20 protein-coding genes and 1 pseudogene are annotated in these 23871 nt (G+C 65.4%); 5 read left to right on the forward strand and 16 right to left on the reverse strand.

From position 1 onward, the window contains the following. The 8 genes and pseudogenes from CH256_RS12400 to CH256_RS12435 all read right to left on the reverse strand — a co-directional run. A pseudogene (locus tag CH256_RS12400) lies at positions 1-184 on the reverse strand (hypothetical protein); the annotation flags it as partial. 67 nt (positions 185-251) lie between these two features. After that, positions 252-1061 carry a LytR/AlgR family response regulator transcription factor gene (locus CH256_RS12405; RefSeq protein WP_094639503.1) on the reverse strand — a complete coding sequence of 270 codons (810 nt, stop codon included), beginning with the start codon at positions 1059-1061 and terminating at the stop codon, positions 252-254. Beyond that, positions 1058-2230 (reverse strand): sensor histidine kinase, encoded by a 1173-nt coding sequence (locus CH256_RS12410; RefSeq protein WP_094669772.1) that lies wholly within the window; start codon positions 2228-2230, stop codon positions 1058-1060. Before CH256_RS12410 ends, CH256_RS12405 begins: the two co-directional genes overlap by 4 nt. Further along, a complete protein-coding gene (locus tag CH256_RS12415; RefSeq protein WP_094669751.1) occupies positions 2227-3420 on the reverse strand; it encodes an alpha/beta hydrolase in 1194 nt (397 codons plus the stop codon). Before CH256_RS12415 ends, CH256_RS12410 begins: the two co-directional genes overlap by 4 nt. Positions 3421-3448: 28 nt before the next feature. Then, a complete protein-coding gene (locus CH256_RS12420) occupies positions 3449-5077 on the reverse strand; it encodes a Na+/H+ antiporter (protein ID WP_068051118.1) in 1629 nt (542 codons plus the stop codon). 77 nt (positions 5078-5154) lie between these two features. After that, positions 5155-5343, reverse strand: a complete 189-nt coding sequence (locus CH256_RS12425; protein WP_068051116.1) for an antitoxin — start codon at positions 5341-5343, stop codon at positions 5155-5157. Positions 5344-5385: 42 nt separating this feature from the next. Further along, entirely contained in the window at positions 5386-7782 is a 2397-nt protein-coding gene (locus CH256_RS12430) for an HAD-IC family P-type ATPase (RefSeq protein ID WP_094639500.1), read from the reverse strand. Positions 7783-7801: 19 nt separating this feature from the next. Continuing rightward, on the reverse strand, positions 7802-8917 hold the full coding sequence (locus CH256_RS12435; RefSeq protein WP_094639799.1) for an MBL fold metallo-hydrolase: 1116 nt from the start codon (positions 8915-8917) through the stop codon (positions 7802-7804). A 94-nt stretch (positions 8918-9011) separates the two neighbouring features. On the opposite strand from CH256_RS12435, the gene htpG reads away from it, so the two are divergent. Further along, positions 9012-10937 (forward strand): molecular chaperone HtpG, encoded by a 1926-nt coding sequence (htpG, locus tag CH256_RS12440; RefSeq protein WP_094639499.1) that lies wholly within the window; start codon positions 9012-9014, stop codon positions 10935-10937. Positions 10938-11018: 81 nt separating this feature from the next. Then, complete coding sequence (locus CH256_RS12445) at positions 11019-11819, forward strand: crotonase/enoyl-CoA hydratase family protein (protein ID WP_094669752.1); 801 nt, start codon at positions 11019-11021, stop codon at positions 11817-11819. A gap of 62 nt (positions 11820-11881) precedes the next feature. Here CH256_RS12445 and CH256_RS12450 read toward each other — a convergent pair whose 3' ends face one another. Then, entirely contained in the window at positions 11882-13528 is a 1647-nt protein-coding gene (locus tag CH256_RS12450; RefSeq protein ID WP_068051105.1) for a purine-cytosine permease family protein, read from the reverse strand. Between the two features lie 114 nt (positions 13529-13642). After that, positions 13643-14224 carry an RNA polymerase sigma factor ShbA gene (shbA, locus tag CH256_RS12455; protein WP_068051103.1) on the reverse strand — a complete coding sequence of 194 codons (582 nt, stop codon included), beginning with the start codon at positions 14222-14224 and terminating at the stop codon, positions 13643-13645. Between the two features lie 201 nt (positions 14225-14425). Between shbA and CH256_RS12460 the strand changes: the two genes are divergently transcribed. Then, positions 14426-15385 carry an alpha/beta fold hydrolase gene (locus CH256_RS12460; RefSeq protein WP_094669753.1) on the forward strand — a complete coding sequence of 320 codons (960 nt, stop codon included), beginning with the start codon at positions 14426-14428 and terminating at the stop codon, positions 15383-15385. Between the two features lie 73 nt (positions 15386-15458). Here CH256_RS12460 and CH256_RS12465 read toward each other — a convergent pair whose 3' ends face one another. The 3 genes from CH256_RS12465 to CH256_RS12475 form a co-directional block, all read right to left on the reverse strand. Further along, positions 15459-16133 carry a hypothetical protein gene (locus CH256_RS12465; protein ID WP_068051100.1) on the reverse strand — a complete coding sequence of 225 codons (675 nt, stop codon included), beginning with the start codon at positions 16131-16133 and terminating at the stop codon, positions 15459-15461. Between the two features lie 191 nt (positions 16134-16324). Continuing rightward, positions 16325-17659: an ammonium transporter gene (locus CH256_RS12470; protein WP_094669754.1), complete on the reverse strand. Its 1335-nt coding sequence runs from the start codon at positions 17657-17659 to the stop codon at positions 16325-16327. Next, positions 17656-18387, reverse strand: a complete 732-nt coding sequence (locus CH256_RS12475; protein ID WP_094669755.1) for an enoyl-CoA hydratase — start codon at positions 18385-18387, stop codon at positions 17656-17658. The genes CH256_RS12470 and CH256_RS12475 overlap by 4 nt, the downstream gene beginning before the upstream one ends. 62 nt (positions 18388-18449) lie before the next feature. Here CH256_RS12475 and CH256_RS12480 point away from each other — a divergent pair, with 62 nt between their 5' ends. After that, positions 18450-19517, forward strand: coding sequence for an NAD(P)-binding domain-containing protein (locus CH256_RS12480; RefSeq protein WP_068051095.1), 1068 nt, complete (start codon positions 18450-18452; stop codon positions 19515-19517). Here the strand turns inward: CH256_RS12480 and CH256_RS12485 are convergent. Together CH256_RS12485 and CH256_RS12490 are read right to left on the reverse strand one after the other, a co-directional pair. Next, complete coding sequence (locus tag CH256_RS12485) at positions 19514-20335, reverse strand: uroporphyrinogen-III synthase (protein ID WP_094669756.1); 822 nt, start codon at positions 20333-20335, stop codon at positions 19514-19516. The two genes, CH256_RS12480 and CH256_RS12485, sit on opposite strands and share 4 nt — an antisense overlap. Before the next feature lie 23 nt (positions 20336-20358). Continuing rightward, a complete protein-coding gene (locus tag CH256_RS12490) occupies positions 20359-21207 on the reverse strand; it encodes an aldo/keto reductase (RefSeq protein WP_094669757.1) in 849 nt (282 codons plus the stop codon). 89 nt (positions 21208-21296) lie between these two features. Between CH256_RS12490 and CH256_RS12495 the strand changes: the two genes are divergently transcribed. Then, a complete protein-coding gene (locus CH256_RS12495) occupies positions 21297-22928 on the forward strand; it encodes an ABC-F family ATP-binding cassette domain-containing protein (protein ID WP_094669758.1) in 1632 nt (543 codons plus the stop codon). Positions 22929-22989: 61 nt separating this feature from the next. On the opposite strand, the gene CH256_RS12500 is transcribed toward CH256_RS12495, so the two are convergent. Next, positions 22990-23820 carry an alpha/beta fold hydrolase gene (locus CH256_RS12500; RefSeq protein WP_094669759.1) on the reverse strand — a complete coding sequence of 277 codons (831 nt, stop codon included), beginning with the start codon at positions 23818-23820 and terminating at the stop codon, positions 22990-22992. Between the last annotated feature and the right edge of the window lie 51 nt (positions 23821-23871).

Here is a 23871-nt window from a genome sequence, read left to right on the forward strand (position 1 = left end):
TACCGAACGGCGCGACGTCGGTGAAGCGGGCGAGGAGCATGCCCAGCAACGGAATTGCGAACAGAATCGACAGCGTCATCACCGCCAGGCGCACCGACAGCAACAGCTGCGCGCGAACCAGGCTACGAACCAGAGCGTCGCCGACCTCGGTCTGCTCCTGCACTTCGACGCGGGTGCGCACCATCCGTGCGCCGCGACGTTGCGAGAGCACCACCCGTTGTCGGTGCGGCTGGCTCACTGCCGATCCCTCGTCACCGAGACGACCACGATTGCAACGGACCGCGGACCAGTCTGTCCTTGAGTTCTCTGGCGTGCCGTCGGCTCACCGGCAGTTCGCAGGCAGCGAGGTTCCCGCTGGCCCGCAGGCACACCACCAGACCCGAACCGACGCTGCGGATCCCCGTGACCAACCGCAGCGAGACCAGGTAGGAGCGGTGCACGCGCAGGAATCCGGCATCGGCCCAACGACTTTCGAGAGCCGAGATGGGTATGCGCACCAGGTGTGAGCCGTTGGAGGTGTGCAGTCTCGCGTAGTCGCCGTCGGCTTCGACCCACGCGACCGACGACCGGTGCACCAGGGTGGTGGTTCCGCCGAGTTCGACGGGAATGACCTCGTCGGCCGAGGTGTCCGCGGACTCGGCTGGTCGACGCCGCGCGAGCAGCACCCGGCGCAGCGCCTCGGTGAGCCGATCCTCCCGCAACGGCTTGAGCAGATAGTCGACGGCACCGAGATCGAAGGCAGCCAGTGCCCGGTCGTCGTGGGCGGTGACGAACACGACCGCGGGTGGCCGCGCGAATGCCGACAGGATGCCGGCCAGTTCGAGACCGTCGAGCCCCGGCATGTTGATGTCGAGGAAGACCGCGTCCACCACTGGTTGCCCCGGGGCGGCGGTGTTCTGGATCTGTCGCAGGGCAGTGGTGGCGTCCTGCGCTGTGAACACCTCGGCGACGGTCTCCTGCTGGCGCAGCAGGAAGGCGAGTTCGTCCAGCGCCGGGCGCTCGTCGTCGACGGCGAGGACAACCAATCCGCGGCCGGGGTTGTCTTTGGCAGCCTGCGTCATGCCCGCACTCCCGGCCTGAATTTGGGCACCCGCATGCTGACTTTGGTGCCTGCGCCCGGTGCGGTGTCCACTACGAGACCGTAGTCGTTTCCGAAGGCTGCCCGCAGCCGATCGTCCACGTTCGCCAATCCGACATGGGCCGCGTCCTCGGTGTGCAGGCTTCCCGAGCGCAACACCTCGGGGTCCATCCCCACACCGTCGTCCTCGATACTGATCACTGCGTCGGTGCCCTCGTCGGCGGCGATGATCGTCACGCGGCCGCCGTCGGCCTTGCCGGACAGGCCGTGCCGAACGGCGTTCTCGACGAGCGGCTGCAGCGCGAGAAACGGCAGGGCGACGCCCAACACCTCGGGCGCGACCTGCAACGTGACCTGCAGGGAGTCGCCGAAGCGGGCGCGTTCGAGCATCAGGTACCGATCGATGTTGCGTAGCTCGTCCGCGAGCACCGTGAACTCTCCTGCGTTGCGAAACGAGTATCGGGTGAAGTCGGCGAACTCGAGCACCAGCTCCCGCGCCCGATCCGGGTCGGTGCGCACGAACGACGCGATCGTGCCCAATGCGTTGTAGATGAAGTGCGGACTGATCTGTGCGCGCAGGGCCCGCACCTCGGCGCGGTCCAACCGCGCTCTCGACGCATCGAGTTCGGCGAGTTCGATCTGCCCGCACGCATAGCGAGCCACCTCGGCGATGGCCCCGAGCATGCCCGGTCCTGGCTCGGCGACGACAGCGGCCCCCAACACCCCGACCACCGGAGATTCGTCGACGACCAACGGCTGCACCACCAGCGCTCTCACCTCGTGGATCGACCCGAGCGGCAGACGCACCAGGACGCGCCGCTGCCCGTCCACCGCCCGCTTCGCCGCCTCGACGAATGCCGGTGTCAGCTCGTCCCACGGCCCGTCCCAGGCCAGCAGCGAACCGTCGGGATCGCAGATGCCCAGAGCATCCGCACCCGTCAGCACCCGCAGATGCGGCGCGGCGGCGGCGGCCGAACGAGCGTCGAGACCGTCGCGCAACGGCTTGGCCGCCAGCGAGGCGGTGTGCAGGGTGGCGTGGACGGCCCGCTCGGCAGGTGTGGTGAGGTCACGTCGACCGCGCAGGCTGATCACGGCGATCACCGAGACGATCACGGCCACGATCACCGCCAGTGCCGCCAGTGCCGCGGTCATCGCGCGCACGTGGTCGAGGTGGGCACGTTCAGGAAGCGTTCGACGAGCCAGTCGACTCCGATGCCGTTGGCGGCCAGTTCGGCATGGCCCTGCTCCGGTTCGGAGCGAAGCTCGACATCGTCGCCGAGTGCGCAGGCCCGCGCTACCGCGTCGCGGGTCCACCGGGGATCGATGAGGTCGTCGCGTTCGCCGACCAGGACGAACAGCGGTACCCCGGTGCGAGTGGTCGGTAGCGCCTCCGATTCGAGCCACCGCCTCATCCGATCCGATGCCTCCTCGGAGTCCGGGAGGGCATCGGCCGGATCGAGGACGGCTCCGGCGTCGGCCTTGGAGAAGCCGAGCAGGTCACTGCAGGCGGTCAGGGCAGTCACGTTGTCGGCGAACGTGCCGCGGATGTAGTCGGAGCGTTCGGCACTCGGATCCGCGGTGCGCAGACCCTCGTAGAGATAGGGCACCAGCAGCTGACGCGGCACGCTCTGCTCGGTCTCGGGCGCGAAGAATCGCGTCAGATCGGCCGTGGGCGAGAGCGCCGCGGCTCCGACCAGTTGCAGACCGTCGCCGTAGTCGCCGTTGCGCTCGGCTGCCGCCCAGACCGCTTGTCCGCCTTGGGAGGTGCCCACCGCGCCCCACCTGGTGCCGACGTCGGGAACCACGTTGCGGGCGGCACGCACCGCGTCGATCACGTCGTACGCTGCGGCGTCCCGGTCGAGGTAGGCCGGATCTCCCGGAGTCCCGAGGCCCTGGTAGTCCGTCACCACGACCACCGTGCCGCGTTCGAGGAACGGCGTCACCAGGCCGATGGTGCCCAACAGATTCGGGTACAGCGAGGGCGCACACTCGTCGGTGACACCGGTGGTTCCGTGCCCGACCGAGACGATCGGCCAGCCTCCCGGCGGCGCAGACCCCTTGGGCACGAACACCGTTCCCGAGGTCTCCGTGCCGCCTCCGGTGACCCCGTCGGTGGTGCGGTAGACGATTTTCGTGGCGGTCGCGCCGAGGTAGGCGACCCCGATGTCGACCTGACCCAACAGCATCGACGACACGATCTCACCGCGTTCGGAGCCCTCGGGTGCCGGAGCGGAAACTGCGGACTGCACGGGGTCCGGGTCGACCGATTCGGCGGCGGGAGTGCTGCACGCGGCAAGGGCGAACACCAGTGCTGCGGCGACCACCGGTCCGGTCGACCTCACTGTCTCTGCGCTCCTACATTGCGTTCGTCTACGTCGTGCGTCGTGCGATGCGGGCTTCCGCCGCAATTTCTTCCACGTCCAAGCCATTCAACACTGCCCGCAGAGCTTCGTCCTCCAACTCCCCCGAGTCGCGGGCCGCGATGAGTGCCGCTCGCTGCGCGACCAGGACGTTGTGCCGCAGCGAATCGAACAACGCTCCTGCCGCCGCGATCCGCTTCTCGCGATCCTCGGTCTCGTCGGCATCCAATCGAGCGCGCACCGAGCGTCGGACGCGCTCGATCACCTCCGCGACACGTTCGCTGTCCACTCCTGCAATTCCGTCCTTCGCAGCGCGCTGGAGATAGTCCTCCGCCGCGGTACGGGCGATGGCCTGCGAGAGCAGCCGCTGATTGTCGTTGCGCTGTTGCTCGAGTGGATCTGCGACGTCGAGTCGGCGGATCAGCAGCGGAAGCGTCAGCCCCTGCAGCAGCAACGTCCCGACCGCGACGACGAAGGCCACGGCCTGAATCACTGCGCGGCCGGGGAATTCGTCGCCGAGCACGGTGGTCAGCGGCACACCGGCCGCCGCAGCGAGCGTGACCACCCCACGCATGCCCGCCCACGAGAGCACGAGGTTCTGCTGCCACGTCAATCCGGCTTCGCTGGGCGCAGATCGCCGAAACAGCTTGCGAAGCAGTATGTTTCGACCGGAATTTGCGAAGATCCATGCTGGACGCACCGCTATGACCGCCAGGAGCACCAGCAGCGCATAGGCGAACACGTGGTGGACCGGCAACCCCTCACGCTGGACCTCTTCGATGACGAACTTCAGCTGTAAACCCATGTAGGCGAACACGAATGCTTCGAGCAGAAGATCCAGCGTGGGCCACACCTGCCGTTCCTGGACCCTCGTGGAGACCGAGACGTCGGCAGTGACGCGGCCCAGAACGAAGCCTGCCGTGACGACAGCGAGCACACCGGAGGCATGAATTTCCTCGGCCGCCAGATAGGCCGCGAACGGTAGGACGAGTCCGAGCACAGTCTCGAGCGCCGAGTCGGCGATCCGGTTTCGCACGAAACGAACGATGCGCGAGAGGACGAATCCGACCAGAACACCGCCGACGATCTCGTACAGGAAGAACAGCACCGGTGAGCCCAGTTCGATTCGACTGCCCGTCACCGACGCGACGGCCAGGGTGAACAGAGTCAACGCGGCCGCGTCGTTCACCAAGGACTCGCCGGTGAGGATCGCCATCATTCGCGCGGGCAGGCCGAGTTTGCGGCCGACGGCGACGGCGGACACCGCGTCGGGCGGGGCGACGACGGCACCGAGGACCAGAGCCGCACCCAAGGTCAGCTCCGGAATCAGCAGATTGGCGAACCAGCCGACGGCCACCGTCGTCACGATCACCATGACCAGTCCGAGCCGAAGGATCTGTCCGAGGTTTCGCCTGAACGTGACGAACGAGAAATCCAGCGCGGCGGAGTACAGCAGCGGCGGAAGCACCACGCCGAGGATCAGCTGAGGCGACAGGCTGACGTGCGGCACCCCGGGAACGAACGAGGCGATGGAGCCGACGGTGACCAGGACGAGCGGCACTTGCAGATCGATGCGCCTGGCGAAACCGGCGACTGCGATCGCGAAGATGACTACGAGGAGAAGAATCGGTCCGTCCACCCCGACGATTGTGCCGTCAGCCGCACCCCGGGGTACGACCGACGGCCACGATCACCGATGCAGAAGACCGAAAGGTCCTACTTGTCCGGAATCGCCTTCTTGACTGCGTCCTGAACCTTGTCGACCTTGTCGGAGTACTTCCCGCCGGTCTTGTTGTCGATGAAGTCCCCAGCCTTCTCCACGACGTCGTCGATCTTGTCCGAGTTCTCGGCCGCAAGGTCCTTGCCCTTGTCGACCATGCCCTTCAAATTGTCTGCGAAGCCCATGAAACTCTCCTGCCGGTCGGGTGCAACGGAACACCCGGAAGCCTACGTTTCGTTCTGCCGATTGCGTAGTACCGATCCGAATCGATGAGCCACCTCGACGAGCGCGATACCGATGCCGCCGATGATCAACGCACTGGTGGTGGCTCCGACGTTCGACGGATCGAGCTTGAAGAAGGTGCGGCAGAACGGGATTGCGAACAGCAGCAGATAGCCACCGACCGACCCACCGAGCAGCAGGATCTTCCACCAGTTGTAGGGCCGCGCGACGACGGCCAACACCCACAGCGCGATCATGATCAACGTGATCAGCGCGGTGGTACTGGCCTGCGTCACCTGGGTCTCGCTGGCGTTGGGGCCCGCGTAGACCAGCAGGTAGGAGACGAACGTGCACGAGCCGACGATCAGACCGGACGGGACGGCCAGCCGCATCACCCGCGAGACGAATCCGCTGCGCGCCCGCTCGTTGTTGGGCGCGAGCGAGAGAACGAACGCCGGGATTCCGATGGTGAACCATGCCGCGATCGTCACGTGCCGGGGCAGGAACGGATACGGAATCGGCTCGAAGTGGAAGATCTGGGAGAGCACACCCGAGAGCCCGATCAGGAACGCCAGCAACACCGAGTACACGGTCTTGGTGAGGAACAGATTGGAGACACGTTCGATGTTGCCGATGACGCGTCGCCCCTCCCCCACGACGTAGGGCAACGTGGCGAACTTGTTGTCCAACAACACGATCTGCGCGACGGCTCGGGTGGCCGCACTTCCCGAACCCATCGAGACGCCGATATCGGCGTCCTTGAGTGCGAGCACGTCGTTGACGCCGTCGCCGGTCATCGCGACCGTGTGGCCGCGAGATTGCAACGCGCCCACCATCGCCCGTTTCTGATCGGGCCGGACCCGGCCGAACGTGGTGGAGGACGCCACGGCGTCGGCCAGCTTCTCGGAGTCCTCGGGCAGATCACGCGCATCGATCGGGGCGTCGCCGCCGGGCAGCCCGAGCGAACCCGCGACCGCACCGACCGAGACGGCATTGTCGCCGGAGATGACCTTGACCTCGACGTGCTGGCTTGCGAAGTACTCCAACGTGTCTCGGGCATCCTCGCGCACCTTCTGCTCGAGAATCACCAGCGCACGCGGTGTCACCACACCGGGTGCCTCGTCGTCGTCGACCGAGCGGTCCGAGCTGGCGAGCAACAACACCCGGAGTCCACGCGAGCCTGTTTCCTCGGCGCGACGAGCAATGTCGGAGGAGGCGTCGAGCAACACGTCCGGTGCACCGAGCAGCCAGTTCCCGTGGTCGCCGTAGGACAGTCCGCTCCACTTCTTGGCCGAGGAGAACGGGGCCACGGCGCTCTGCGTCCACCCGGGCGCGTCCGGATACGCTTCGCCGACGGCCTGCACGCTCGCATTCGGCCGCGGATCGTCGTGCGCCAGAGATGCGAGAGCCGCTGTGACGGAATCGGAATCGTGCTCGTCCATCAGCATCAACTCGGACAGCCGCATACCGTTCTCGGTGAGGGTTCCGGTCTTGTCCGCACACACCACGTCGACGCGGGCGAGGCCTTCGATCGCAGGCAGCTCCTGGACCAGGCACTGCCGTTGACCGAGTCGGATCACACCCACCGCGAATGCGATGGACGTCATCAACACCAGGCCTTCGGGCACCATCGGAACGAGCGCGGCGACCATACCGTTGAGGGCCGGCTTCAAAGCCTGACCGCTGGAGAACAATTGGTTGTAGATGATCAGCGCGCCCGCCGGAATCATCAGGTACGTGATGAACTTCAGGATCTTGTCGATACCGCTGCGCAGCTCGGACTTGACCAGCGTGAACTTGCTCGCCTCCTCGGCGAGCTTGGCCGCGTACGCATCTCGGCCCACCTTCGTCGCACGGTACGCCCCACTGCCTGCGACCACGAAGCTTCCCGACAGCACCTGCGTCGCTTCGAGTTTGTGCACCGTGTCGGCCTCGCCGGTGAGCAACGACTCGTCGACCTCGAGGCTTGCGCTCTCGATCACCTCACCGTCGACGACGATCTGATCACCGGGACCGAGTTCGACGATGTCGCCGAGCACGACCTCGTCGGGGGGAATCTGCTTCGAGACACCCTCGCGTCGAACCTGGGGCTTGTTCTGTCCGACGATGGCCAGCCGATCCAGCGTGCGCTTCGCGCGAATCTCCTGCACGATGCCGATGCCGCTGTTCGCGACGATCAACAGCCCGAACATGCCGTCGATCACCGAGCCCGTCGAGAGCACGATGATCAACAGCACACCGAGGATGGCGTTGATTCGGGTGAACACGTTGCCGCGGACGATGTCGCGAACCGACCGAGAAGCACGGGCCGGAACGTCGTTGGATTTTCCCTCGGCCCTGAGCCTGGCGACGTCCGCCTCGGTCAGCCCGGTGTCCCGCTGAGCATCGGCCTCGATAGACATGCGTGCAGCTTAAACCCGCTCAGCCGAGCCGAGACCACCAGCGATCGTCGTGCAGGGTTCGGGTGCCGTCGATGCGCTGGCCCGGCATCGGTACCGCCACCTGCACACCGACGTCCTGCGCAGCGGCATGCAGCCGCACGATCGGCTCGGACCACGGATGGAAGGCGAGGTTGAACGTGGCCCAGTGAATCGGAACGAAGATGCCCGACGCCGTCAGGTCGATGTGCGCCGTGACCGCTTCCTCGGGATTCATGTGGATGTCCGGCCACCGGGCGTCGTAGGCCCCGACGGGCAGCAGCGTCAGGTCGAAGGGGCCGTAGTTGCTGCCGATCTCGGCGAACTTCGGTGTGTAGCCGGTGTCGCCGCCGAAGAAGACGCGTCGAATCGGACCGGCGAAGGCCCAGGACGCCCACTGCGTGGAGTCCCGGGTCAGACCGCGGCCGGAGAAATGCCGAGCCTCGGTGCACGTGACAGTGAGGCCGCCGATGTTGGTCTGCTCGTCCCAGTCCAGCTCGATGATGCGCTCGTCGGGCACCCGCCACTTACGCAGGTGAGCGCCGATGCCGAGCGGCACGACGAACGGAGCCGACTGTGTACTCGCCAGCTTCTGCACCGTCGCCTTGTCGAGGTGGTCGTAATGATCGTGGGAGATCACGATGGCGTCGACCGTCGGTAGGTCGACCAACTCGACCGGCGTCGGATGCAGCCGTGCCGGGCCCACCACCGAGGACGGGGACACCCGGTTGCTCCACACCGGATCGGCGAGGACGCGATAGCCGTCGACCTCGACGAGCACACTCGAGTGGCCGTACCAGGTGACGGCCAGCTCGCCCGCGTCCACCGGCGCGATGGGCGGCGCCAACGGAATCGGGCGTTGCGGCCTGCCCTTGCCGCGTTCGGTGACGAGCGAGACGAACATGTTCTGCTGTCCCTTCTCGCCGCGCCCCGGTACGTAGCTCGAGCTCGGGTCGGAGTTGTGGAACCGGCGATCGCGGTATCGCGGAGACCCGGCGGCATACGGAGTGATGTGCACGCGTCGGGCACCGATGGCCGACGGCAGACCCCACAGCGCACGCGCCAACCAGGCCCCGCTCAGTGCCGCCGTTGCTCCCAGAACGAACTTCGTCTTCGTCACGGCCACCACAGTAGGCGGCGCCGACGTCTTCGCAGCTCACCCGTAGTCTTGCCGTAGAATATTCGCGTCGGTTTTGCTGCTAGAAGGGGAGACATTGAGTACCGAACAGCTCGAATTCCAGGCGGAGACGCGTCAGCTCCTGGATCTGATGGTGCACTCCATCTACTCCAACAAGGACAGCTTTCTCCGTGAACTGATCTCGAACTCCTCGGACGCGCTGGACAAGCTGCGCCTGGAGTCGTACCGCAACAAGGACCTGGACGTCGACGTCTCGGATCTGCACATCGAGATCGACATCGACGCTGCGGCCCGCACGCTGACCATCCGCGACAACGGCATCGGCATGTCGCGCGCCGAGGTCATCGACCTCATTGGCACGCTGGCCAAGTCCGGCACCGCCGAGGTTCGCAAGAAGCTCAAGGAAGCCAAGGACGCGGCCGCCTCCGAAGAACTGATCGGCCAGTTCGGCATCGGCTTCTACTCCACGTTCATGGTGGCCGAGAAGGTCACGCTGCTCACCCGCAAGGCGGGCGAGAGCACGGCCACCCAGTGGGAGTCCACCGGCGAGGGCACCTACGAGATCACCGACGTCGACGACGCCCCGCAGGGCTCCTCGGTGACGCTGGCCCTCAAGCCCGCCGACGAGGAGGACCACCTCCACGATTACGCGTCCGAGCGCAAGATCAAGGAACTGGTCAAGAAGTACTCCGACTTCATCGCCTGGCCCATTCGCATCGACGTCGAGAAGCGCGTCAAGAGTGAAGAAGAGGGCGGCGAGGACACCGTCACGATCGAGACGGAGACGATCAACTCTCAGAAGGCTCTGTGGACCCGCTCCAAGGACGAGGTGTCCGAGGAGGAGTACAAGGAGTTCTACAAGCACGTCAGCCACGCCTGGGACGAGCCGCTCGAGGTCATCCCGTTCAAGGCCGAGGGCACGTTCGAATACCAAGCGCTGCTGTTCATTCCGTCGCAGGCACCGTTCGACCTGTTCATGCGCGAGAGCCAGGCCGGCGTGCACCTGTACGTCAAGCGCGTGTTCATCATGGACGACTCGCAGGAACTGCTGCCCGAGTACCTGCGCTTCGTCAAGGGCGTAGTCGACGCAGCGGACCTCTCGCTCAACGTCTCTCGCGAGATCCTGCAGCAGGACCGGCAGATCCGTGCGATCCGTCGACGCCTGACCAAGAAGGTGCTCTCCACGGTCAAGGAACTGCAGAGCGAGCAGCCCGACAAGTACAAGACGCTGTGGTCGCAGTTCGGCACGGTCCTCAAGGAGGGCCTGATCTCCGACGCCGACAACCGCGAAACCCTCTTGGGCATCTCCTCGTTCGCGTCCACCAACTCCGAGGAGGGTGTGACCACCCTCGCCGAGTACGTGGACCGGATGAAGGACGGCCAACAGCAGATCTACTACATGACGGGTGAATCCCGTCAGCAGATCGAGAGCTCGCCGCACATGGAGGCCTTCAAGGCTCGCGGGCTCGAGGTGCTGCTGCTCACCGATTCGGTCGACGAGGTGTGGGTCGGCAACGTCACCGACTTCGACGGAAAGTCGTTCCAGTCCATCGCCAAGGGCGAGGTGGACCTCGACACCGAAGAGGAGAAGAAGGAGTCCGAGGCCAAGCGCGAGGAGCAGGACAAGGAGTTCGCCGACCTGCTCACGTGGCTGACCGAGACCCTCGGCGAGGACGTCAAGGAGGTGCGCCTGTCCACCAGGCTCACCACGTCCCCGGCCTGCGTCGTCGGCGACGAGTTCAGCTTCTCCCCGCAGCTCGAGAAGATGTACAAGGCGTCGGGACAGTTCGTGCCGACCTCCAAGAGGATCCTCGAACTCAACCCGACCCACGACCTGGTGACGGGACTGAAGAAAGCTCGCGAGGATCGCAGTGACGATCCGCACCTCGCCGAGACCGCCGAATTGCTCTATGCGACGGCCCTGTTGGCCGAAGGCACCGAGCTCAAGGACCCGGCGAAGTTCTCGCGTCTGCTGGCCGATCGATTGACCCGCACCATCTGAGTGCCTGCGGCAGTGGTGTGGTTGTGTGCCCCAGGCGGCACTCAACCGCGCCACTGCGGCCGAGCAACGAAAGGCCCGACCGTGAGAGAACCTGTTCTTACCGAACGACAAGGCGACGTGGTCGTCTGGACGTTGAACAACCCCCAGGCCCGTAATCCCATCTCCGAGATGGAGACCATCGACGCCCTCGAGGCCGCGATCGCCGACGCGAACGGGGATCCATCGATCAGGGTTGCCGTCCTGACCGGTGCCGGTTCGGCATTCTCCTCGGGCGGGAACGTCAAGCACATGCGGGACAAGCAGGGAATGTTCGGTGGTAGCCCGGCCGAGTTGCGGCAGGGCTACCGCCACGGCATTCAACGAATCCCGAAGGCGTTGTATCACTGCGAGATTCCCACGATCGCCGCGGTCAACGGCCCAGCCATCGGAGCCGGTTGCGATCTGGCGTTGATGTGCGATCTTCGAATCGCCTCGACCACTGCGACATTCGCCGAGAGTTTCGCCAAGGTGGGCATCATTCCCGGAGACGGTGGGGCCTGGCTGCTCCCCCGGGCCATCGGCATGGCACGGGCGAGCGAAATGGCGTTCACCGGCGAGGCCATCGACGCCGCTACGGCATTGGAATGGGGCCTGGTCTCTCGGGTCGTCGAGCCCGAGGATCTGCTCGACGCTGCCCACGCGCTGGCTCGGCGCGTGGCGGCCAACCCACCGCAGGTACTGCGTATGACGAAGAAGTTGTTGCGCGAGGGCCAGCAGCAGAGTCTGGAATCCTTGCTCGAACTCTCCGCCGCCTTTCAGGCCATCGCGCACCACACCGAGGATCATTCCGAGGCTGTCGACGCGATGCTCGAGCGTCGCGATCCCGAGTTCCGAGGACGCTGACTCGCCAGGTGAGTGGAAACTCGGGCTCCACTACGAGTTTCCACTCACCTGCGACGAAGTCGCTACTGCGGGGGCAGGATGTGCTCCCCCGTCTTGTCGGTGCTCAGCGACAGTGAACTGATGTACTGCTTCTCCCCGTTGGGCCCGGGCACGTTGGACGCGATCATGTCGGGTCGCTCGAATTCCATACCGCTGACGTGGCACATCACGAGTGCGTCGGACGGGTTGCCGTGCTCGTCGAACATCGGCAGATCGATGCCGTCATCGGTACGCCGCAGGTAGTACTTGCCCTTGGTTGCCACCGCCAGGATGGGCGGAAGTATCAGTGCCAGAACGAGAGCCACGATCGGCGAGTACGGTTTGATCGCCGGTCCGAATGCTCCGAAGAACACCAGAATCGACAGGATGGCCGACACCGCCATAGATCCGAAGCCGACCGGATTGATGTTGTAGAGCATGCCGCGTCGAAACTCGGGGACCTTGGGTGAGAGCTTCAGGATGTACTTGTTGAAGACGATGTCCGACGCCACCACGGCGATCCACGCGATACCGCAGTTGGCGTAGAAGCCGAGGATGTCGTTGAGGAAGCTGAACATGTTGGCTTCCATCAGGATCAGCGCGATCGCGAGATTGAAGAGCACGAAGACCATGCGCCCCGGGTAGGTCTTGGTGATGCGGGTGTAGGAGTTGGTCCACGCCAGCGACCCGGAATACGCGTTGGTGACGTTGATCTTGATCTGACTGATGACGACCAGGATCACCGCGAGGGTCATGGCGAGCCAGCCCGGCATGAAGTTCTCGTAGATCTCCAAGAACTGGTGCACCGGCTCGTTGGCGATGGTGGATCCGTCGACCACGTTGGCGATCAGGTACACGGCGAGGAACAGTCCGACGACCTGCTTGAGCGCACCGAAGATGACCCAGCCCGGACCGGCGAGAAGCACTGCGGTCCACCAGCGTCGGGAATTCTCGGGAGTCTTGGGCGGCATGAAACGCAGGTAGTCGATCTGCTCGGCGATCTGCGCGATGAGCGACAGACACACGCCGGCCGCGAGCATCACCGATCCGATGTTGACCCCCTTGCCGTCGGCACCGTCCTGACCGCCGTAGGCGAAGAACTCGCCGACCGAATCGGGATTGCTGAACACGAGGTAGACGAACGGCAGCACCATCAGCACCAGCCACAGCGGAGTGGTCCAGACCTGCAGCTTGGCAAGGGCTTTCATACCGTAGATGACCAGCGGGATGACCATGATCGTGGACACCGCGTAGCCGATGGGCAACGGAATGCCCAGGCCGAGTTCGAGTCCCTGCGCCATGATCGAGCCTTCGAGCGCGAAGAAGATGAACGTGAACGTCGCGAAGATGACGTTGGTGACAACCGATCCGTAGTATCCGAAACCGCTTCCCCGCGTGATCAAATCGAGGTCGATGTTGTAGCGGGCGGCATAGTAGGCGAGCGGAAGTCCCGTCAGGAAGATCACGACGGCGAACACCAGGATGCCCCAGAGCGCGTTGCCGGTTCCGTAGGAGATTCCGATGTTGGCACCGATGGCGAAGTCCGCGAGATACGCGATGCCGCCGAGGGCGGATGTCGCGACGACTCCGGTTCCCCACTTGCGGTAGCTACGCGGCGCGAAGCGCAGCGTGTAGTCCTCGAGCGTCTCTTTGAGCGCGGTGTCTGTCGGCGCAGGCTGTACGGCGGTCATGGGTCAACAACGTAGAACCGCCACGTTGCCGAAGTGTCTTGAGAACATGTAGCTCCGGTTACTCAGTCCGGCGATTCGGACATTCGTCCCCGTAGCCCTGCCCGCGAGGTGTTGTCAGGCGACTGCGCGCGCCGCCAGCAGCGAGAAATTCGACAGCTCGGCGCGCAGCATGTTCATCGCGCGATGCTGGGCCACTCGCACGGCTCCGGCCGTCATTCCGAGTGCTTCGCCGGTCTGCGGTGCCGTCATTCCCCACACGACTCGCATCAGGATGATCTTGCGGTACTTCGTCGGCAGGGTGTCCATCAATGCCTGGGTGTGGCTACGCAGTTCGTCGCCGAGCGCGAGCTGCTCCGGCCCGGCATCGGTGGACTGCTCCTCCGGCATCTCGTCGATCGAGAACGACTGCCGCAGTACCGATTTACGGCCCGCGTCGGCCAGCTTGTGCGCGGCGATCCCGTACACGAACGCCATGAAGGGCTTGCCCATGTCGCGGTACTTGGGGATGGCGGTGACCAGTGCGAGACAGACCTCTTGCACCACATCGTCCGCGGCGACGTCGAGATTTCCGATGCGGGCGGCGCAGTATCGGCGAACCGGTGGCTGGATCAACACCAGCACCTGTTCGAGAGCGAGTCGATCTCCCGCAACGGCGCGGGGCACAACGTCCTCGAGCCTGTCCATGCCGAAACTCATGGCCGATCTCCTCACTGGCAACGCGCGTCCTCTCCTGAACGCTCACCAGTACTTCGGTGCCGATTCCCACCCGGCTTGGTCCGAGTAGGTACCACACCGAACAAAAATTGTGATTCAGGTAACACGGCGTGTCGACGAAGCGAAGTACCGGACAACATCGTCGTCGCAGCACGTGACACTCACACCCGCGGAGCGCCGCCCATGAATACCAACGAGATCACCAGCGAGCAGAGCCATCAGGTCGGTCGCCGCAGCACCGTCGCTGCCGGCGACGGCACCGCTCTGGCGGTTCGTGAGTTCGGGCATCCGAATGCACCGCTGACCGCGGTGTTCGTGCACGGACACTGCCTGCGGATGCAGTCGTGGACCGACCTGCGTGCACAGGTGGAACACGCCTGGGGAGACGACGTGCGGATCGTGATGTACGACCACCGCGGGCACGGGGAGTCGAGTGCGGCCGCGCCGGAGAGCTGCACCATCGATCAGCTCGGTGAGGACCTGGCGGACGTCATCCGTGCGATGGTCCCGTCGGGACCGTTCGTCGTCGTCGGCCATTCGATGGGGGGAATGACGGCGCTCTCCTACGCCCGTCAGAACCCGGAGGCCATCGGCACGCGCCTGGTCGGAGTCGGTTTGATCGCGACGTCGGCGGGTGGAATCACCGACGACGGACTCGGCAGTGCCCTCGCGCATCCCGCGGTGTCGGTGTTCCAGGCCGCTGTTCGACGCGCCCCTCGACTGATGTCGGGTGCCAAGAGACTCAGTCGCGGCGTGTGGGCACCCATCGTCAGGACCGCGGGCTGCGGATCCCGAAGAGTCGGTCCGAGGGTGGTGACGCTGGCGACGGCAATGCTGGGCGAGACGCCCATCGTGACGTTGGCCGGCTTCCTCGGGGCATTCCGAGGTCTGGACGAGGTGGCCGGCCTGGCTGCGCTCGCCTCGATCCCCACCCTGGTGTTGTGCGGCTCGGACGACCTGATGACACCGATACGTCACTCGGAAACCATTGCCGAACATCTGCCCGACGCTCGCCTGGTGTGCGTCGCGGAGGCCGGGCACATGGTGATCCTCGAACGGGCCCACGAAGTGGCCGATGCCGTCGTCGAACTCGTGACGGCGGCTCGCCGTGCACACGTGCGAGATCTCGCCCTGGCTCGCTAGCGACAAGAACCTGCCGACGACTGTGGCCCGCAACGGAGGATCCGATGCGGGCCACAGCACTGCTGTACGAGAGTTACTTCTTGACGGCGGGAGGAGCGTTGAGGAGCTGGATGAACTGCCCTGCGTTGCCGGCGATGGCACCGAGACCACCGATGGCGGTTCCGGCGAGCGAAGCACCCGAGCCGAGAAGCAGTGCGCCGCCGACGCATCCGGCTACCGGTGCTGCACCGAAGAGCAGCAGGGCAGGCGCGGAGACGGTGCCGGCGGCGATGGCTCCGAGGAAGCAACCGGTGACCAGACCGGTTGCGGCTCCGAGGAATCCACCGACCGAAGCGGACAGGCTGATGTTGTCCTTGACGCCGGAGACCGCGGCGGGCAGGTCGACCTGCTGCAGACCCGGGAGAGAGGCGGAGACCGGCGTTGCCGCGGCGGGCGAGGCGTCGGCGGTCAGGGTGGCGCGGTTTCCGTCGATGACGGCGGCGACGGGGTGCGAGAAGCCGTCTGCGGCAATGGCCAACGGCACCGAGTCGACCAGCACACCGTTGGCGTCGCGGACGACGAGGTGGTTGTCCTCGTTGCTCAGGGTGCCGGCCGTCGTGTCGACGAGGACCTGGTTGCCGGCCTGGGTGACGTTCCACCCGACGGCAGCGGCGGGAGCCGGTGCCGGATCCGCATAGGCGGTGCCCATGGCGGTCGTCATCGCTGCAATGACCAATGCGGACGTTGCCGCGAATCGAGTCAGCTTCATGTTCCTCAGTCTTTCGTCGTGTCCATCACTCGATGCGAGCAGCGAAAAACTATGGGTGGAACACGCGGGTCAGGAGAACCGAAGATGAACGATCGGGGTCGAACCGAACAACGATTGCACACATCGACTCATAAGGGACAGAACGGGTTTCGAAGTCCAAACCGTTCGTAAACGACACGCGCGGGTTGTCTCTACTTACCGAAAAGACCCGGCTTGTTGCTGCCTCCGTGGCTCACCCCGAAGTCGTAGGCGGACTCGGCGTGCTCGTGCTCGTCGAGACCGTCGGCTTCGTGTTGCGCGTCGGCGCGCACTCCCATGACAGCCTTGATCGCGAACGCGATGCCGGTGGTGACGACGGCGCAGTAGGCGAACACCGCAGCCACCGCGACCGCCTGTACCCACAGCTGGTGCAGCCCGCCGCCGTACAACAGACCGTCCACGCCTGCCGGCATCTGCGCACTGGCCACGAGTCCGATCATCAGCGTGCCGACGATGCCGCCGACGAGATGCACACCGACGACGTCGAGCGAATCGTCGTAGCCGAAGCGGTATTTGAGGCCGATGGCCAGGGCACACAGCGCACCCGACGCGATGCCGATCGCCGCGGCGCCGATGGGGGTGACCGCCGTGCACGAGGGCGTGATGGCCACCAACCCGGCCACGACGCCCGAGGCCGCACCGAACGACGTCGCATGGCCGTCCCGCAGCTTCTCGACCACGAGCCACGCCGCCATGGACATCGCTCCTGCACCCATCGTGTTCACCAGAGCCACCGCGGCGACGCCGTCCGCGGCCAACGACGACCCCGCGTTGAACCCGAACCAACCGAACCACAGCAGCCCGGCTCCGAGCATGACGGCCGGAAGGTTGCGCGGGCGCATGGGATCTCGCGGCCAACCCCGCCGCTTGCCGACCACGAGCGCGAGAACGAGGCCGGCGACGCCTGCGTTGATCTCCACCGCAGTTCCGCCGGCGAAGTCGATGGCACCGAGCTTGTTGGTGATCCACCCACCGAACTCACTGGTGAGCCCGTCGAGCGAGAACACCCAGTGCGCCACCGGAAAGTAGACGAGTGTGGACCACAGCGCCGCGAACAGCACCCAGGGTACGAATCGCATTCGGTCTGCGACGGCGCCGGAGATCAGCGCCACCGTCACCATCGCGAAACCTGCCTGGAACGCCGCGAACACCAGCGCTGGAACGGTTCCCACCAACGGAATCGACACCGTCCCTGCGGCCGAGGTGTACACCCCGCCCAGCAGACCCTCGAAACCGGCGTACTGCAACGGGTTTCCGATCCACCCGCCGATCACGTTGTCGCCGAACACCATCGAGAATCCGAACGCCAACCACAGCAGCCACACCACTGCGATCGCCGACAAACTCATCATCATCATGTTCAGCACACTCTTCGAGCGCACCATGCCGCCGTAGAAGAAGGCCAGGCCGGGAGTCATCAGCAGCACCAGCGCGGTACTGGTCAGCAGCCACGCCGTATCGCCCGCATCGGGCGCGCCGACGATCACCTGCCCACGAACTTCGGCTTGCGCTTCTCGGATCGTGCGCGGCGCGCTTCTTTCATGTCCTCGCTGCTCCACGCGGCCTCGAACGCAGCGACCTGCTCCGGCGTCGGAATATCCTGTGCTCCATCGTCGTTGAAGACGAGCTTGAGGTGACGCAACGCCAAGGGAGCGAGTTCGGTGATCGACTGCGCCCACTGTGTCGCGACGTCCAGGTCGCCGAGCTTGTTCGCCAGCCCGCAGGTGAACGCCTGCTCGGTGTGCACCCGCTCACCGCCGAGCAGGATGGTGCGCGCAACACCGCCGCCCGCGAGCGAGGCCAACCGCCGGATGGTCCAGTTGCTCACCGCGATGCCGAGCCGGGTCGACGGTATTTCGAAGAAGCTCCCCGGCGCAACGACTCGCAGATCGCACGCGACAGCCAACTGTGTGCCGGCACCGACGGCCGGTCCGTTCACCGCGGCCACGACCGGAATCGAGGTCCGCTGAATTGCCGTCAGCATCTCTTCGAGGATTTGCCCGAAATGCTCGGGAAACGCGTCCCCCGTCAGGTCGGCACCCGCACAGAAGCTGGTGCCCTGGCCGGTGACGACCACGACCCGCGCGCCGTCACGCTCGGCTTGTTCGACTCCGCGATGCACCGCCAGGCACAACTCGGAGTTCAACGCGTTCCGTCGATCCGGCCGCTGCAGTTCGAGGGTGACGACGTCGCCGTCACGAGAGAGTCCGATCACGAGAGCAGAGGTTACCCACCAGTACACAAAATGACAGTGCGGGGCCTGATCTACTGGTCTCCATGATCGACACTCGGGTCGCCGTCATCGGCGCCGGCCAAGCCGGACTCTCGGCCGGTTATCACCTGCACCGCACCGGACTCACCGCAGGCGAGGGCTTCGTGATGCTGGATCGCTCCCCCGGGCCGGGCGGCGCATGGCAGTTCCGCTGGCCCTCGCTGACGCTGAGCACCGTCAACGGCGTCCACGACCTGCCCGGTATGGCCTTCGCGGACACGCTCGGAGACGAGCCGGCCGAGACAATCGCCGCCGCCGACGCCGTCCCCCGGTACTACCGCGAGTACGAGGAACGCTTCGAGCTGCATGTTCGACGCCCCGTCACGGTGACCGTCGTGTGCGATCGGGAACCCCGATTCCGAGTCGAAGCCGGCGAGACAGTCGTCATGGCCGAGGGGCTGATCAACGCAACCGGGACGTGGGAGAAGCCGTTCGTTCCGCACTACGACGGAGCCGAGACGTTCGCAGGCAGGCAACTGCACACCAAGGACTATCGAACGGCCGACGAGTTCGCAGGCAAGCACGTCGTGGTGGTGGGCGGCGGCATCTCGGCCGTCCAACTGCTCGACGAGATCTCACAGGTCACGTCCACGACATGGGTGACGCGTCGACCACCGGTGTTCCGGGACAGCGAATTCGACCACGATGCCGGCCGCAAAGCCGTCGCCATGGTCGAGGAACGTGTGCGGGCAGGCCTGCCACCCGGCTCGGTCGTCTCGGTGACCGGGCTGTTGCTTACGCCGTCGTTGGCTGCCGCCCGCGAGCGCGGGGCTCTGGAACGCAAGCCGATGTTCTCGTCCATCACGGAAGATTCCGTGGTGTGGGAGGACGGGTCGAGTCAGCACGCCGATGTGATTCTGTGGGCCACCGGTTTTCGGAGCGCCCTCGACCACCTCGCTCCGCTGCGCCTGCGCGGACACGGCGGCGGAATCGTCATGGACGGCAGGCTCACGACCCGGGTCGCCGCGAACCATCGCGTCCACCTGCTCGGCTACGGGCCGTCCGCCAGCACGATCGGGGCGAACCGAGCCGGGCGAGCCGCGGTCACGGAGTTGCTGGAAACTCTGGGCTAGGAGAGCTGCTCGGTCACGAATTTCGCCAGCGCCCCCAACCGTGCACGGCTCGGCATCGAGGTCGGAACGCCCAACGCATCCAACGGAGCCGACGTCACCGGCCCGACGCAGATCGCGGCGACGGGGCCCCGAAGCGCGTCGAGGAAGGCGTCGAGCATGCCGTTGTCCTTGGCGGTCGAGAGCAGGGACGCTACCGCGGGGGCGCTGGTGAACGTCACCGCGTCCACCCGATGGTCGATGACCTGTTCCAACAGGTCGACGAGTGGAGCCTGATCCGCGGGGCGAATCCAGCGGTACACCGGGATCGGTCGGACATGCGCGCCGAGTTCGGTCAGCGCATCACTGAGGTGAATGGTCGGCTCCCACTCGGTGATCACCCCGTGCAGCTGAACTGCGATGTCCACCCCGGCAACACCCTCGGCCTCGAGATGATCGGAGACTTCCTGCGAGGCCTCGGTGGCCGGCGACCACTCCTCGCGCAGCCCCGTGCCACGAATTGCCCCGCGCGCCTTGGGACCTCGCGCAAGGATTCGCGTGTACCCCAGCGCTGTCACGAGTTCTTCGCGCATACCCCAGTCGGCGGCCGCGTCGAGCCAGCCCCGAAAACCGATGCCGGTACTGATCACGACGATCCGCGGTGGGCGTTCGACGATGCCCTCGGTGGCGGACCTCAGATCGGAGTCGTCGATCAGGGGCAGAACGTGAATCGCCGCGGCGTGAACGATGTTCGCGCCGCGGCGTTCGAGCATGGTGGCCAGTTCGTCTGCACGTCGCTCGGCAGTGAGGGCAACGGTCTTGCCTGCGAGCGAATCGGACATGGGTACAGACTAGGCCCCCGGTGTCAGCTGCTGAACTTGTCCGGGTCCGGGCCGGTGCGGCCGTCGGCGGAGTCCAGCGCGTTGATCTGCTGGATCTCGTCGTTGCTGAGCTCGAAGCCGAACACGTCGAAGTTGCTGGCGATGCGCTTCGGGGTCACCGACTTGGGGATCACCACGTTGCCGAGCTGAATGTGCCAGCGCAGGATGACCTGGGCCGGAGTGACGCCGTGCGCGTCGCCGATCTTCGCGAACACCGGCTCGTCGAGGATGGTGCCCGAGCCGAGCGGACTCCAGGCCTCGGTGGCAATGCCCTTCGAGGTGTGGAACGCGCGCAGCTCCTCCTGGATCAGCCGCGGATGCAGCTCGATCTGGTTGACCGACGGTGTCTCGCCTACCGCGTCGATGAGCTTCTCCAGGGTGGGGATGGTGAAGTTGGAGACGCCGATGGAGCCGATGCGGCCGTCTGCCTTGAGCTTCTGAAATGCCTTGAACGTGTCGATGTACTTGTCGCGGTCGAGCTGCTGCCAGTGAATGAGGTACAGGTCGAGGTACTCGAGTCCGAGGCGATCCATGCTCGCGTCGAATGCCTTCAGAGTGGGGTCGTAGCCCTGATCGTCGTTCCACAGCTTGGTGGTGATGAACAGCTCGTCACGGGCGATGCCGGACTCTGCGATTGCGCGGCCGGTGCCGGTCTCGTTCTCGTACACCTTGGCGGTGTCGATGCTGCGGTAGCCGACCTCGAGCGCCTCGGTCACTGCGGCCTGCGCACCGTCGTCGGGCACCTGCCACACACCGAACCCCAACTGGGGAATGGACGTGCCGTCGTTGAGCACGATGGTCGGGACAGTACTGGTCTCGGCTGAATACGTCATACGAATGGCAACGGCGGGTGGGGTGGTGTTGTTCCCGGGCAGGAGTGGAGCCTGCGGAACGACCAGAAGTCGCAGCTTAGAGTTTCGGTGTGACCGCAACGCTTCGTATCGATGATCTCGCCGCTTTCCACGGCGATCGAACCCTGTTCTCCGGACTCGATCTGACGGTTACCGAGGGTGATGTGATCGGGCTCGTCGGAGCGAACGGTGCAGGCAAGTCGACGTTGTTGACCCTGCTCGCGGGGGTGGGGACGGCCGATCACGAGGGTGAGATCTACACCAGCCCGCCCGACGCGACCGTCGGATATCTGGCGCAGGAGCCCGAGCGGATCGCCGGGGAGACGGTGTTGGACTTCCTCGGTCGGCGCACCGGGGTGACCGAGGCCGAACTCTCCATGAACGCCGCCGCCGAGGCGTTGGGGTCGAGTGATGACGACCTCTACACCCCGGCGCTGGAGAAGTGGCTGGCACTCGGCGGCGCGGATCTGGCGGAGCGCACGGCGAAGGTGCTTGCCGATCTCGGTCTGGATGTCGACGGGTCTGCGCTGATGACGGCGCTGTCCGGTGGGCAGGCTGCCCGAGCGGGGCTCGCCGCGATTCTGCTCGCTCGCTACGACATCCTGCTGCTCGACGAGCCCACCAACGACCTCGATCTGGCGGGACTCGAGCAACTGGAGCAGTTCGTCGTCGCGACGCGGGCGGCGATCGTCGTCGTCAGTCACGATCGCGAATTCCTGGCGCGGACGGTGACGGGAGTCGTCGAGCTCGATCGGGCGCAGCGGCGCATCGATGTGTACGACGGCAGCTATCAGTCCTATCTGGCGGAGCGCGAAATTGCGCGCCAGCACGCCAGGGAGAAGTACGACGAGTTCGCAGACACCAAGTCCGCGTTGGAGTCTCGCGCGCAGATGCAGCGAAACTGGATGGAGTCGGGGGTGCGTAATGCGCGCCGGAAGGCCACCGACAACGACAAGATCGCCCGCAAGACCCGCGCCGAGTCGACCGAGAAACAAGCCGCGAAAGCTCGTCAGACCCAGCGACGCATCGAGCGACTCGAGGTGGTCGAGGAGCCTCGCAAGGAGTGGGAGCTGCGGATGGAGATTGCGGCGGCTCCACGCAGTGGCACTGTCGTCGCAGTTCTGGGCGGTGCCATTGTCCGGCGATCCGGGTTCACCTTCGGCCCGGTGACGACGCAGATCGAGTGGGGCGATCGAATTCTGATCACCGGACCGAACGGCTCCGGCAAGACGACGTTGTTGTCGGTACTACTGGTTCGGTTGGACCCGGACGAGGGCTCGGCATCGTTGGGTTCGGGTGTGGCGGTCGGTGAAATCGACCAAGCGCGAGCATATTTCGTCGGCGAGGGAACAGTGTCCGACACCTTGAGCGCAGCGGTTCCCGACTGGCCCGATGCCGAGGTGCGCACACTGCTGGCCAAGTTCGGCCTCCGCGGCGACGATGCACTGCGGCCGGCGTCGTTTCTCTCGCCCGGTGAGCGAACCCGCGCGGCACTCGCGCTGCTGCAGGCCCGCGGCGTCAATCTGCTGGTGCTCGACGAGCCGACCAACCACCTCGATCTACCTGCCATCGAACAACTCGAACGTGCGATGGAGAACTTCGAGGGAACACTGCTGCTGGTCACCCACGACCGCAGAATGCTCGACACGGTCCGCAGCACGAGACACTGGACGATGGCCGACGGGCAGCTGTCGGAACTCTAGGTCGCAGTGAAATCGGGTGCAACTGACCGCGGTGAGCGCGGTCAGCTGCACCCGATTTTCATCAACTGAGCAGAATTTCGTTGACCTCGGCGGCAGGGTGCATCGGCAGCCCGTGGTGGGTGGCGTTCTCGAGCACTACGGTCCTCGCCGTCGGCAGAACGGCATGCACAGCCGATTCGATGCGAGCGGCACTGTGCACCTTCCCTTTCCCTGCGAGGACCACGGTGGTGCGCACACCGAAGTCCTCGAACGCAGCGGGCTTCGGCCGCTTCGGAACAATGGTCTTTGCCGTCGGGAAATAAGCGGCTCCGAGAGCGAGGATGTCGAACCAGTCGGGATCCAAAGCCAGGCCATCGGTCTCCCACGCTACGAAGCGGCGCTGCCGATTTTCGTTGGGAGACAGCAGTATCGGAAGGGCGTGCAGCAGGTATCGCGGACTCATGGAACCGAAGCAAGCATTGGGGTCGAGCAGCGTGAGTTCGTCGACTCGGCTCGGGTTGCGCAGGGCGTACGCCAGGGCGATCATCGCGCCGTAGGAATGTCCGCAGAGCGCCGCGGTGGGCAGCTTCAACTCATCCAGCACCGCCGTTACCCAGTTCAGCAGCTCCTCCACGGAGTCGATGGGCCGGTCACCTGGAACGCTGCGTCCGACGTCGCCCATGAGGTCGACCCCGTACAGCCGATATCGCTGCGAGAGTGCCTCGACGTTGTAGAACCACACGGTGGACGTGGCACCCGCCCCGGGGAGCAGCACCAGCGCCGGGCCGTCGACGGGTCCGCAGACGTTGATTCGTGTGGTGCCGTGCACCGTGTTCACGTCGATGGCTTGGGTATCGGCCGGCCACTTCTGCAGCACCCGGTCGTAGGCGGAGAAGAATTCGTCCAGCGACATTGCAACCCTCTATTCTCTCGATCATCGAGATAGTAGACAATGGAGAGACCG

This window comes from Rhodococcus sp. 05-2254-6 (genome assembly GCF_002258565.1).
In the GTDB taxonomy this organism is placed as follows: Bacteria; Actinomycetota; Actinomycetes; order Mycobacteriales; family Mycobacteriaceae; genus Rhodococcoides.

Excerpts from the sequence above, each read along its gene's own strand:
- CH256_RS12500 (WP_094669759.1), bottom strand. The coding sequence starts at position 23,820 with ATGTCGCTGGACGAATTCTTCTCCGCCTACGACCGGGTGCTGCAGAAG.
- CH256_RS12430 (WP_094639500.1), bottom strand. The coding sequence starts at position 7,782 with ATGTCTATCGAGGCCGATGCTCAGCGGGACACCGGGCTGACCGAGGCG.
- CH256_RS12425 (WP_068051116.1), bottom strand. The coding sequence starts at position 5,343 with ATGGGCTTCGCAGACAATTTGAAGGGCATGGTCGACAAGGGCAAGGAC.
- CH256_RS12480 (WP_068051095.1), top strand. The coding sequence starts at position 18,450 with ATGATCGACACTCGGGTCGCCGTCATCGGCGCCGGCCAAGCCGGACTC.
- CH256_RS12405 (WP_094639503.1), bottom strand. The coding sequence starts at position 1,061 with ATGACGCAGGCTGCCAAAGACAACCCCGGCCGCGGATTGGTTGTCCTC.
- CH256_RS12450 (WP_068051105.1), bottom strand. The coding sequence starts at position 13,528 with ATGACCGCCGTACAGCCTGCGCCGACAGACACCGCGCTCAAAGAGACG.
- CH256_RS12485 (WP_094669756.1), bottom strand. The coding sequence starts at position 20,335 with ATGTCCGATTCGCTCGCAGGCAAGACCGTTGCCCTCACTGCCGAGCGA.
- CH256_RS12410 (WP_094669772.1), bottom strand. The coding sequence starts at position 2,230 with ATGACCGCGGCACTGGCGGCACTGGCGGTGATCGTGGCCGTGATCGTC.
- shbA (WP_068051103.1), bottom strand. The coding sequence starts at position 14,224 with ATGAGTTTCGGCATGGACAGGCTCGAGGACGTTGTGCCCCGCGCCGTT.
- CH256_RS12490 (WP_094669757.1), bottom strand. The coding sequence starts at position 21,207 with ATGACGTATTCAGCCGAGACCAGTACTGTCCCGACCATCGTGCTCAAC.
- CH256_RS12465 (WP_068051100.1), bottom strand. The coding sequence starts at position 16,133 with ATGAAGCTGACTCGATTCGCGGCAACGTCCGCATTGGTCATTGCAGCG.
- CH256_RS12460 (WP_094669753.1), top strand. The coding sequence starts at position 14,426 with ATGAATACCAACGAGATCACCAGCGAGCAGAGCCATCAGGTCGGTCGC.